At 56.8% G+C, this 11,955-nt stretch carries 10 protein-coding genes and 1 pseudogene; 1 reads left to right on the forward strand and 10 read right to left on the reverse strand.

All coding sequences use genetic code 11. The annotated features are described in order from the left end of the window. Positions 1–317: 317 nt before the first annotated feature. Positions 318–487 (forward strand): annotated as a pseudogene (locus NKH36_RS34995) (IS630 family transposase); the annotation flags it as partial. A 285-nt stretch (positions 488–772) separates the two neighbouring features. Here the strand turns inward: NKH36_RS34995 and ehuA are convergent. The 10 genes from ehuA to NKH36_RS33815 all read right to left on the reverse strand — a co-directional run. Then, positions 773–1,549, reverse strand: coding sequence for an ectoine/hydroxyectoine ABC transporter ATP-binding protein EhuA (gene ehuA / locus NKH36_RS33770; RefSeq protein ID WP_352966120.1), 777 nt, complete (start codon positions 1,547–1,549; stop codon positions 773–775). Positions 1,550–1,655: 106 nt separating this feature from the next. Further along, positions 1,656–2,324 carry an ectoine/hydroxyectoine ABC transporter permease subunit EhuD gene (ehuD, locus tag NKH36_RS33775; RefSeq protein WP_352966107.1) on the reverse strand — a complete coding sequence of 223 codons (669 nt, stop codon included), beginning with the start codon at positions 2,322–2,324 and terminating at the stop codon, positions 1,656–1,658. Continuing rightward, a complete protein-coding gene (gene ehuC / locus NKH36_RS33780) occupies positions 2,321–2,992 on the reverse strand; it encodes an ectoine/hydroxyectoine ABC transporter permease subunit EhuC (protein ID WP_352966108.1) in 672 nt (223 codons plus the stop codon). The genes ehuD and ehuC overlap by 4 nt, the downstream gene beginning before the upstream one ends. Before the next feature lie 73 nt (positions 2,993–3,065). Next, positions 3,066–3,950, reverse strand: a complete 885-nt coding sequence (locus NKH36_RS33785; protein WP_352966109.1) for a transporter substrate-binding domain-containing protein — start codon at positions 3,948–3,950, stop codon at positions 3,066–3,068. Positions 3,951–5,060: 1,110 nt separating this feature from the next. Then, on the reverse strand, positions 5,061–6,230 hold the full coding sequence (locus NKH36_RS33790; RefSeq protein ID WP_352966111.1) for an amidohydrolase: 1,170 nt from the start codon (positions 6,228–6,230) through the stop codon (positions 5,061–5,063). A gap of 359 nt (positions 6,231–6,589) precedes the next feature. Next, the gene (locus NKH36_RS33795; RefSeq protein ID WP_352966113.1) at positions 6,590–8,923 is read right to left on the reverse strand and encodes a penicillin acylase family protein; all 2,334 of its coding nucleotides are present in this window, start codon (positions 8,921–8,923) and stop codon (positions 6,590–6,592) included. Positions 8,924–9,009: 86 nt separating this feature from the next. Continuing rightward, positions 9,010–9,903 (reverse strand): polysaccharide deacetylase family protein, encoded by an 894-nt coding sequence (locus tag NKH36_RS33800; RefSeq protein ID WP_352966115.1) that lies wholly within the window; start codon positions 9,901–9,903, stop codon positions 9,010–9,012. A gap of 152 nt (positions 9,904–10,055) precedes the next feature. Next, entirely contained in the window at positions 10,056–10,811 is a 756-nt protein-coding gene (locus NKH36_RS33805) for an SDR family NAD(P)-dependent oxidoreductase (protein WP_352966116.1), read from the reverse strand. Continuing rightward, on the reverse strand, positions 10,804–11,583 hold the full coding sequence (locus tag NKH36_RS33810; RefSeq protein WP_352966117.1) for an SDR family NAD(P)-dependent oxidoreductase: 780 nt from the start codon (positions 11,581–11,583) through the stop codon (positions 10,804–10,806). Before NKH36_RS33810 ends, NKH36_RS33805 begins: the two co-directional genes overlap by 8 nt. A gap of 172 nt (positions 11,584–11,755) precedes the next feature. Then, a partial coding sequence (locus NKH36_RS33815) for an IS3 family transposase (protein ID WP_352966119.1) occupies positions 11,756–11,955 on the reverse strand: 200 nt, incomplete at its 5' end.

The following is an 11,955-nucleotide window of genomic DNA, read 5'->3' on the forward strand; positions in this document are numbered from 1 at the left end:
CTGGCCTCCTCCCAGCATGAATGTTGAATCAGAACTGCGATGATTTGGGAATCCCACGACTCTTACAAATCTCATCCCGCTCTAGCGCATCACCCGTCTTCATATTCCGGCCATTCCGTCCGACTGTCAGCGTAGCACCAGCGTCGTGCTCGAGTCCAATCGCGAGCGATATAAATGGCCTCGTCAGCGACGTAGCTAATCCGTTGTCGCTGAATCTTTCGATCCTACTGGCAACCGGTTAACCAGGCAACACCTACCCTTAACGCCCGTAATGACAATCGCGCGCGTCCTCGCCCCTGATGCCTCCGATTGTAACAACCTTACTCGGCGCGCTGCGATGGGATCGGCTTGTAGCTTGTAGAGCGCATTGCGTCTTTGACGGGCCCATTCGCCGCAGTTCCGAAAGCCCGGCAATATCAATGGTACAGATAATCTGGGAAGTCATAAGTTGGCGGCCATTCGGCAGATGATCAAGGCTGCCGGCAGCAGCAGACCTTCGCCAAGATCAACACTGAATGCGCCAACCCCTTAAGCGCACCGAGGATAGCTGACGCTACGTCCGCCACCTCGTCGAAACGTTTGAGGTGCTGGATGCAAGAACTATCTCGAAAATCCTGCCCACTTCCGTCAAAACATAAACGCTAAAAGCATTCGAGATTGGTGAGCCAATGGCATCGGGTTACACCGAAGACGGTGGTCGCTATCGGTGGTCCTTGCGATGACGGCTGCCAGCAGGGTCGAACCAATGCGAGCACAATTCGCTTTCTAATGTCTATCTCGCCTCCAAGACGGCACTGAGGAACTGACGCGTCCGTTCGTTCTGCGGGTTGCTCAAGAGCTGGTCAGGCGGGCCCTGCTCGACGATCTTGCCCCCATAGAAGAAGCAGACGCGGTCGGAAAACTCCTTGGCGAAGCCCATCTGGTGCGTGACCATCAGCATGGTGAGATCATGCTCGGCGCCGAGCTTGCGGATGACGTTGAGCACCTCCCCGATCAGCTCTGGGTCGAGCGCCGAGGTCACCTCGTCGAATAGCATTACCTTGGGCCGCATGGCGAGCGCACGAGCGATCGCCACGCGCTGCTTCTGTCCGCCGGAAAGCTGGATCGGGAAGTGATTCTTCTTGTCGCTGAGCCCCACCATGTCGAGCAGTTCCGCGGCGCGCGCCTCCGCCTCCTTCTTCGGCAGTCCCAGCACGGAAACCGGCGCCTCCATGCAGTTTTGCAGCGCCGTCATGTGGGGAAAGAGATTGAAGTGCTGGAAGACCATACCGATCTTGCCGCGCACGCGCCTGAGATGCCGGTCGCTCGCAGGGACCATCTGGCCATTCTTCTGCATGTGCGTGAGCGGTTCCCCATCGACCCAAATCACCCCCCCTTGGATTCTTTCCAGCGTCATGAGCATACGCAGGACTGTGGTCTTGCCAGAGCCCGAAGGGCCGATGATGCAAACCTTCTCGTTACGGGCGATGTCGAGATTGAGCTCGTCCAGGACGGTCAGCGAGCCATAGCGTTTTGTGACGTTTTCGAAGCGGACCATGGGTTCGTTCATGACTTTCTCGTTGCACGCGATGTCGGGATTGTCCAGCAGGGTCAGCGCCCCAGAGCTTTTGGCGGCGTTCTCAAAGCGGACCACGGGTTCGTTCATGACGGACCTCCTACTGCAAACGATAGCGGCGGTTGAGCCAGACGCTCACCAACTGCACGATCGCCGAAGCGACCAAGCTGAACACGAGAAAGAAGAAGCCGGCCATGATGATGGCCTCGGTGTAGCGGTAGTGGTTGGCGCCGAAAATCTTCGCCTGCTGCAACATCTCCAGGATCGCGATGGCCGCCAGGATCGGTGTTTCCTTGAACATCCCGACAAAGTAGTTGCCCAGGCCAGGCACGATGGGAGGGATCGCTTGCGGCAGGATGATGGTGCGCCAGGTTCGTATTCGCGACAGATTGAGCGCCGTGCACGCCTCCCATTGGCCTCCTTCCACCGCCAAGATGCCGGCACGGTACACCTCTGAGCAATAAGCGGCGTAGTGGATCCCGAGCACGCCGATGCCGGCAGTCCACGCGGGAATGAGGATGCCGAATTGCGGTCCGACGAAATAGACGAAGAACACCTGGAGCAGCAGAGGCGTGGAGCGGATGAACTCCACGATCTCCGTCATGGCTGTGGACAAGTAGCGGTTCGGCGACTGGCGGATGAGTGCGAAGACTAGCCCCAGCACCAGCGCGATCGCGAAGGCGAGCACGGTTGCCTCTACCGTGACGATCGCGCCCCGGTAGAGATACGGCAACGCCTCCCAGACGTAGGACCAATCCCATCTGTTCACGCCAGTGCCTCCCGAACGAAGCCACTTGAGAGGCGCCGCTCCAGCCAGCGCACGACGGGTGTGATAAGCGCACGCGCGATAATGTAGTAGCCAAACAGCGCCACCGCGAAAAACAGCAGGTAGTTGCCGGTGGTGTCGGCTGCAAGCTTAGAGGCGGTGGTGAATTCGGTGATGGTGATGAAGAAGACGAGCGAGGTCGACTTAAGCAGCTCGATCAGCAGGTTGCCCGAGGGCGGCAGCATTATCCGGACCGCCTGTGGCACCACGATGCGGCGCATCATGGTGAGCCGCGGGAAGTTGAGCGCGATGCTCGCTTCATACTGGCCGCGGTCGACGGCCTGAATTGCGGCGCGAACCAGCTCGGCGGCGTAGGCGGAGTAGTTCATGCCAATACCGACGATGGCGACGGTCCACGGCGAAAGGGCGACGCCAAAGAACGGCAACACAAAGAACAACAGGTATACCTGCACCAGCAGCGAAGTTCCGCGGAAGAATTCGATATAGGCAACGGCTAACCACCGCAGCGGCCAAAGAGGGGAGACCCGAATTATGCCCGCGATAAGCCCGAGCACTACCGCCACCAGAGAAGCCCCGATGGCTACCATAACGGTGATCAAGAGCCCGTGGGCGAGCGCTAAAACGCTGAAGCTGAGCGGGAATTCGTTCATATTGCTGTCCAATTTGACATTCCCCGGCCGAGACCGGGGAGACGCAGGATCTGGAGAACGCTAATACTAAGCCTTACGACTTGCAGAGATCGGCGGACTTGCTCCCGTCCGGCAAAAGCGACTTGTCGTATCCATACTTGCTGACCAATGACATCATCTCATCAGAGCCGATATAATCTTTCAAGAGCGCGTTGATTGCATCGACTGTGTCTTGCTCCCCCTGAGGGAATGCAAACGCAGGATAGCCGGGTTTATAATTTGGTTTGAAGGGGTTGGCGAGCTCGAGTGAATCATCGTGGCGGATCGCGCCTTTTACGCCCAGATATTCACCACCCCCGGCATCGGCGCGACCTGACTTGACTGCCTGGGCTATTTCCACGTAACCGGCGACCTGCATGATCTTATCGTCAGGAATGCCGGTCTCTTGCGCCCTTTTCACGTCGGCATAGCCGGCGCCAGTAACAAATGTCAGCCCCTTGTCACGAATATCTGGCAAGGAATGCACCCCTTTGGGGTTGCCCTTCGGTACTACCAGACCGCCGTACACCGTTCCAAACGGATCAGTGAAAAGCACATTCCGGCAACGCTGAGGCAGCACGAACATTGCGCTAGTGATCACATCAATGCGGCCTCCCTGCATGGCAGGGATCAGCGAACCCCACTCCATATCCACTGGTTCGAACTTTGTCGCCCCCAATTTCTTCAAGAGCTCAATCACCAAAACGTTGCCGATGCCAAGCATCTCGTTGTTATCTCCCTTAAACGACCAAGCCGTGTCAGTGGAGAAGCCGATGCGGACTGGTCCGCCATTTTTTATCTTGTCGAGCAGCGACCCCGCCGAGGCGGAGCCGGCCAGCGAAGCGATTGTCAACGCGGTGATGCCGAGTGCAGCCATTCCCCTCAGAACTGCACGTCTCATGGGATCGGTACGGCTTGTGAGGTGTTGCCGCTTGACCATAACTTTCTCCTTCTTGTTTCGCGCTGTCCCACCCCAAATAGGTGAGACAGTTTCACGCCCATTTGTTGACGTGAATTCTGATGTGGGGTTCGCTTTTCACGCGGGTTTCAAGCTTACGCCTCGATATGCCTGGAGAGATGGAGCCCGGCCAATTTCGTCGTTCAGTGCCCGCTTCGTGACAATAGCAGATTAAGGGCCGCATTTCGTGCGAATTTGTTATGTCGGCGCAGGAAAGCGGCGATGATCGCGTCGTCCGCGCCTCTGCTCGACAAAGTAGTGAATTGTGATCAACGGATGCGCCGACACGCTGGAGCCAAGGAATCCTGACCGGTTATGACTGCAGCCTCAGTAGGCGCGTAGTTTGAGAAACAGCGTCTCCAACAGCTACGTCGACACGTCCATTGTGACCTCCAAAAGGGGCTGGCCCCCGATCTGAAAACTTGCCGGAATGAATCCGGGTGGGTGGCAGGCGCGAAGGATCACAACGAGTGTAACGATCTGCACTAAGTCCCAGACGCCTTCGCCACCTCGGCTCGCTAGGTACTGCTTAAGGGCCAGGAGATTGGCTCGCGCTTTGCCTACTCTACGTCTTCAATGCGGCGACGGCTGCAATCGATGTGCCGCCAAATCTGCGTTTCCGCGACAGCTAGCCAGCCTACGCAACAAAGGCGGCTACCCCTCATCCATTGTTATTGTGGATCTGTTCAGGTACCTCGCGTGATTCCCGACGATGCATGTGAAATCCGGTCATTGCCGCAGTTGAATGCGCGAGCTTTTCCGCTGAGGTTCACTCCACGCCAATCGTGGAAATCTTCGTTGGCACGTGCCCGTCATCCCCGCATCGTCGCGATCTCTTGCGGCAAGGCGCTCTAAGCGGAAGGTGGAGACGTAGCATCCATCCTCCATGCGCGGTGGTGCTTCAGGCCACCGGCCGGCATTCCGGGATTCTTCGATTCGTAGCTCCGACCAACTGTGTCTCGTCTTCGTTTCTCCAGCCAGCTGTCCCATGCCGAAAAGCAGAAAGTTGACCAGGGCTGTTCCAGGAACCGACAGTGCTGCAGAACACGACGTGTGTCGTCAGGAACGTTTCGGCTGCGGGGCGGCACTAACTCAAGCCAGGGTGTTCTCTACGAGCTTAATCCAGAAGGATGTTCCGTATGCAAGTGCCTCATCGTTGAAATTATAGGAACGGTGATGGAGTTGGGCGCTGTCACCGTTCCCGCACCAAATGTAGGCGCCAGGTCGCGCCTGTGCCAGTCGGGCAAAATCGTCACCAGCCATAACCGGAGGCGTATCTAGCACATTGTCTTCACCGGCTATTTCCTTTGCCACAGTGATCGCAATTCTAGTCTGCTCTGGTTGATTGAAGAGCATGATTTCGCCGCTCTTGATGGCGAGATCTATTTTTGCGCCGGTCACTACGGCGATGCCACTCACCACCTCCCCCAAGCGCTTTTTGATGAGCTCCCGCACCTCGGGCTTGAACGTGCGCATGGTGCCCGAGAGCTCAGCTATATGTGCAATCGTCGCTAGGCCGTCGCCCGATCGAAACGCATCGAACGAAAACCCGACGGACTCTATAGGGTCGACATTTTGAGCCACAATCTGCTGGACCGCCATTATCAGTTGAGCACCGACCAGGATCGGGTCGATGCACTCATGGGGTAGCCCGTGATGGCCGCCGCGACCTTCGATTCTGAACTGGACAATGTCTGTCGCCGCCATTGCTGGGCCTTGCCGGATGCCAAAGACGCCAATTGGCATACCCGGGCGGTTGTGCATGCCGTAGACCTGCTCGATCCCAAAGCGCTCCAGCAGTCCGTCTTCGAGCATCGCGGCCGCACCTGTACCCAGTTCCTCTGCAGGCTCGAAGACCAAGACCACTGTGCCGGCGAAATTCCGGCATTCAGCAAGATAGCGCGCTGCACCCAACAGCATGGTGGTGTGCCCATCATGGCCGCAGGCATGCATGATACCTTTGTTCCTGGAAATATAGGGTAGATCGGCGTCCTCCTCCATCGGAAGCGCATCCATGTCAGCGCGCAATCCAATGACCTTGAGTTCTGCGTTGCTTCCGTCTCTGTTGCCCTTGATCACACCCACAACGCCTGTCTGGCCGATGCCGGTCACGACTTCGTCGCAACCAAATTCGCGCAGTCGATCGGCAACGAAGGCCGCTGTGCGATGCTCCTCAAAGCCTATTTCGGGATACGCGTGGATCTCACGGCGCCAAGAAACAAGCTCCGGCAGCAGATCGGCCACCCGATTCAGGACAGGCATGAAATTTCCTTTCTTTTGTTTCAGTAGGGGTAAACTCTCGATTCCTACATATCAGAGACTTTTTTCATGGCCCCAATGCCACCGTCTCACGTCAAGCATATAGCAGCACAATTGTCTGCGGATGGGCGAATCCTCCGAGGAAACGCAGTAAGCCAGCGATCTTAGTGCAATGCGCGCGCATATGCGGCGACTTCTGGACGGCGAGCATCTCCCTCGCCGCAACGCATTGAGAAGGTGGGCGTATGCGAAGACAGGCGGACGAGCATTCCGTATACCGCTGGAGCATTGATGAGTGGACAGCTAGTGGCTGTATCCTTCAACGAGGAAAATGGCCGGCCTGCATTGACGCTCGATTGGCTTCAGCCTCGAGACAAAACAATCCGATGGATAACTTCTCTATCTATCCGATATTCTGAATATAGAAGCGGTTTATAGTTGCCATGCTGCCAACCTGCTACTAAGTCATGATAATGCTTTGACGTTGGAACGCCAGATTGCCCGGGTGTATTAATGAAGATACTTTTGTCCCAACATCCAACATCTATAATCATCCGCACAGATGGTCCGTCCGTAACTGAGAAATCGGAATGCCGATAGCTTGAAAGATTCAGAGTTGAGCTACTCCCGCCAAGGCCGATTGATCCCGGCGACCATTGTTCAGAAGTCAGGGACTGCAACGGGTGGCGCAAAGCAAGTCGGTGGATGCCGCCCCATGTCCAGTCAGCAGGGTCACGCCCCATGATTGAGATGCATTCGGCCCAAGCCGATGCCAAGCTTGCCTCAATGGAGCCCGCTAGGCTTTCATCGGGCTGCGCCCGCTCTATCCAAGAAGCTATGGCTGAAGGCTCTAGCGGCATAAGAAGTGCCAATATTTTATCGTCGGCCCCCTCCAAACGAGCTATTGTCGGACCAAGATGCTTGCTAAGCCAGATCTCGAAAAACGCGGCGGCGGCGGAACTTGGGTGTAAATGAGCATCCCAGGCAGAAAGTAAATTAAGCCCGACAACTTCCCTTGAACCCAGTATAATTGTGATCTTAGAAATGATACGATAAGCGATTGGTGAGTATACGGAGCACTGCAGAGACATACACTCCTCAATAGAAATCTTCTCTGGCTGAGAAAATCGCGAATGAAGAGTATCATGTCTGCTGCTGTCTGACCACTCGTAACCGAAAGCAGGATGCGTTCTGCTCCACTCTTCCGGCACATTCATTGCGTTGGCAGTGGCAACGAAGCCTTTCAAAGGGTTCGTCTCAGATGGCCCTTCGTCCGGCGAAAGATATCCGTCCCATTCAAACCGGCCCTCTCCGGGAACTGGAAGCAGGCCGGCCCAATTTCTTCGAATCGGGGCCGCACCTGCAGGTCTCCACGCTACCGTATTGGAGGTATCCGCATAAACGTGATTGACAGAAGGACAGCCCCAGGATGCAAGAGCGGAAACATATTCTGGATAGGTCTTTGCGCGCATAACGGCAAGGCTGGCCATGTAGGGAGCCATGCCGGCATCGACCCACACAGTCCTCAATGCGAAAGCGCGGTCGTCTGCAGGATCCTGGTAAAGAACAGGGCCGTGGCGCGTAAACCAAAGCTCGACCTCCTGGTCCGGATAGCCACGAACTGGGATAGTGTCCTTAATAGTGTTTACCTTTTCCCAGGCGCCTTGATACAGGTATTCTTTTCCCTCACCGGGCCTCGTCTCGTAGACGTAGATATCTTCCTGATCAGCGCCAAAAATAGTCAGGCCAAAAGCAGCGATGCCGTTATGGCCCATCGATATCCCAGGCACCATAGGCTCACCAGCCCCGATGACATCGAGGCCGGGCATGCTCAGGTGTACAACATATCTGATTGACGGCAGGACATGCCTCCGGTGCGGATCCAACGCAAGGATCGGGCGTCCCCTCGTGGTTTTTGTTGCAGAGATGGCCCAGTTGTTTGAGCCCTCTTCAAGCGCCGTCCGTACAATCTCGTCAAATGTTGTCACACCCGTCCAGAGCTCAGCTTCATCAAGGGCAGCTGCAAGTCTGTCGCTGGAGAAAGACGCTGGGCTGACTGCAAGGCGAAAATCACGCAATACTCGATCAGTCACAACAGCCGGATCGAAGCCTTCCGCTGGTCGTGGCCCTATCGCAGGTGATAGTTCTTTTCTTAACCTGTCGAGACGAGCGCCTTGCTCCACACCCGCCAAGGCCATCACCTTACAGCGCAGAAGCTCCGAAAACGCGTTCCGTGTAAGGCAATGCGTTCTTACGCGAACGACATCTTCTGGCTTCCAATAGCCGGGCTTGTGACCAAGAAGGATGAACTCGGGCGGCAAAACAATCGAGCCATCATTGCAGCTGTCTACGTAGGAATTTATGCCCTCTGCGAATGCGGAGCATATCTCCTCCGAATCAGAACCGTACGCCTTCCATTCTGCCCTCATGTCTCCTCGAAATAGAAAGAGCCGCGCCGCCCGATCCTGCTCCAGATAACCGGGACCGAAGTCTTGCGCGAGTAGCCCAAGACCTCGTTTGCGTGCTATATCGATCTGCCAGAGACGGTCTCGGGCTGCATTCCAACCTTGCCCAAAAAACAAGTCGTGTAAGTTCTGTGCCTTGATGTGAGGAACCCCCCACCTGTCAACGTCGATCCTCACCTCACTCTTCAGTTTGCTGGAACTGTGACGGTCTAGGGTGATGTTCTTGGACATTATTTTCCCTGTAAGCATGGGCGTTCACCGAAATGATCGGCACTACAGCAAGCCGCCACTGCAGATTTTGTGGTCTCGCACACGTTTCAGAGACATGAAGCCGCACGCTCCGCGACCTGATGATGCGTAGCGAACCAAACGTCGCCCTTCGCCTCAGCGCAGCGGATCAGTTCTTCTACGATCCAGATCCGCGAGCGATATCCGATCACGTGCGGGTGGAGAGTTAGCTGAAACAAATCGGCGTCTTCATACGCTCCTTCAAACTCCCTCATGAATACGGACAGCACGTCATCGAGCGATAAATCTGGCCGCGACGACCCATCGGGAGTCATCCAAAGATAAGTAGCATCGTCGCGAATCCATTCTACCGGTAACTCAATAACTCCTGTGGGTTCTTCGTCCTCCAGCAGCTCGTAGCAACTATCATCGGCCATGAGGGATGAGTCGTATGTCAGTCCCATCTCGCGTATGATCTGGAGAGTCGCGTCGGAATAGTCCCATGATGGAGTTCGGATTCCGGTTGGGCGTTTTGAAGTGATTTTTTCGAGGATGTCGGCGCTCCTCATCATCAGCGATCGCTCGCTCTCCGCGCTTAGTTCGGAATTCAGCTCGTGTATCCAGCCGTGCATCCCGATTTCATGGCCTTCACCGATAATATTGCGTTGTTCGTCTGAATACAGTTGAGCAATCACAGCGGGAACGAAAAAGCTCGCTGGAACGTCGTACTTTCTTAACAGTTCTAGGATGCGAGGCATCCCTCGTCGGCTCCCGTACTGTCCCCAGGATAATCTACCCAGCGACCGCCCTCCCCTGCGCAACTCGTTTGACTCGTGATCGACGTCGAACGAGATAGCGAACGCGCAGCGTTTGCCGTAGGGCCATGCTGGTCTTAGTGCCTTACCCGCTCTGACTTTGTTTACGCGTCGGCGCCAATAGCTTTCGGGCCATTCCCAGGGATTGAGGACGTTCGAATTCGGCACTTAGCTACTCCTGAGGATTTTGTCGTCAGCCCCGATGATCAGAAATCTCGCGGCACACGAGCTGCCGGCAGATCCAACCCCACTGCGCTTCCGCCTTCATCGCCGCGCCATCTCACAGAGATATTCGTCAATCCCAGCGCTCCCTGAAAGCGCTATTCTGCCGTGTGGCGGGCGGCCATAAAGCCGCCGTCGACCGGGATTACGACGCCGGAGACGTAGGACGCGTCATCCGAGGCCAGAAAAGCGATCACCGCCGCTTGCTGCTCCGGCAAGGAGACGCGCTCCAGCGGGATGGCCGAGACCATCAGGCGCTGGTAGCGGGGTTCGTGCAGCCCTTCGCGAGTCATGTCCGTGACGACCACACCGGGTGCCACTGCATTTACAGTGATGCCCTTCGGGCCTTGCTCGCCTGCTTGCTGGCGGGTGAACTGCGCGATCCCGGCCTTGGCCACCGCATAGCCTACTGTTCCAGGATAGCCCGTAAGCCCGAAGATCGAGCTGACATTGATAATGCGTCCGCCCGGCTGGCGCATTCGCGGCACCACCTCGCGGGTCAGGCTGATGACTGCGCGCAGGTTTACGTCGATCAGCCGTAACAACAGGGCGTCGTCACTATCGGCAAGCGATTTTGAACCGCCAATGCCAGCGTTGTTCACGAGGACGTCGAGCGTCCCTATCTCGGCGGCATCTGGGGCGGCCGAAACATTCGCGGATGCGTCGGGCAGGGCCAGATCGCAGGTGAGCGCCGTCTGGCCAAGGGCGGCAGCTGTATCGTGGACAGTATCCAGAAGATCCACTAGCAGAACCCACGCCCCTTCCGAGGCAAGACGCGCAGCCGTTGCAGCACCGATCCCCCGCGCCGCGCCGGTGACGACGACGCTCTTTCCACTAAAGCGTAGTTCAGGCAAGACAGCCTCCGTCGACAGGAAGCGCGGTGCCGGTAGTGAAACCGGCCGCATCATCAAGCAGATAGGCGACGGCTGCCGCCACCTCGGAGGGCAGGCCCAACCGTCCCATCGGGTGCGCAGCAATGATGTTGGCACGACGCTCGGCCTGCGCGGCCTCTCCCTTCACGAAAGCAACGCTACCTTCAACCATCGGGCTGGAGATGGATCCAGGGCAGACACAGTTGATACGTATGTTTTCTGCCGCGTGGTTCAGTGCCAGGGTGCGAGCCATCATCACGACCGCGGCCTTGGTCACCGAATAGATCGGCACGTCCTTCGAGGCCTGCAGACCAGCAGTCGAGGCCAGGAGCACTACAGATCCGCGGCCGAGCTGGCGCATCTGCGGGATGATCTGCTTGCATATCCGCCAGATCGCCCGCACGTTAAGGCTGAATATGGCCTCGTACTCTTCCTCGCTAACGTCTATCAAGGATTTCATCGCGCCGAAGATGCCCGCAGCGGCGACCAAGCCCTCGACTGGCCGCTCAAAGGTTTCGCGCGCGAATCCTGTCAGCCGTTCCAAGTCGACCGGGTTGGTCACATCGCACACAATTCCCCGGCTGCCTGAACAGGCGGCTAGCGTTTGGTCCAGAGCCGTTTGCGACAGGTCGGCCAGCACCAAATCCGCTCCACGTGCCGCCAGCACTTTGGCACTCGCAAAACCAAGTGCTCCGCCTGCCCCGGTAATCAGGACCGTCTTCCCGGCAAACGTCCTGTCCACGATGATCGTCACCCCGAATTGCAGTTTCCGTGGAAACAGGGTCAGGCCTGACCCTTATCGTTTGAATCTATCAACCCGAGTCGATCGCTTTGCGCGAATATTTGCACTATGGCGCAAGAAATCAGTGTTTCTCTGCCGTCCGCGCACGTTTTCGCGATTTGGGGGAGAAGTGGCGGAAACGGGGTCAATGCTCTAGATGTTTTAGTCCCGGCATTTGCTGGAGCGGGTTGAGCGAATACCGTTCCGGCTGGGAAAGCCACGCCTTGCAGATGAACTCATAGGGTGTGAGGCCTTTGAGCGTCTTGAGCCTGCGGCCGAAATTGTAGGCGGTGACGAAGTCGGCGAGATGGCGACGGAGCTGGTCGTGGCTCTCGTAGTAGAAGC

The sequence above is a fragment of the Mesorhizobium sp. M1312 genome (genome assembly GCF_040318115.1).
In the GTDB taxonomy this organism is placed as follows: domain Bacteria; phylum Pseudomonadota; class Alphaproteobacteria; order Rhizobiales; family Rhizobiaceae; genus Mesorhizobium.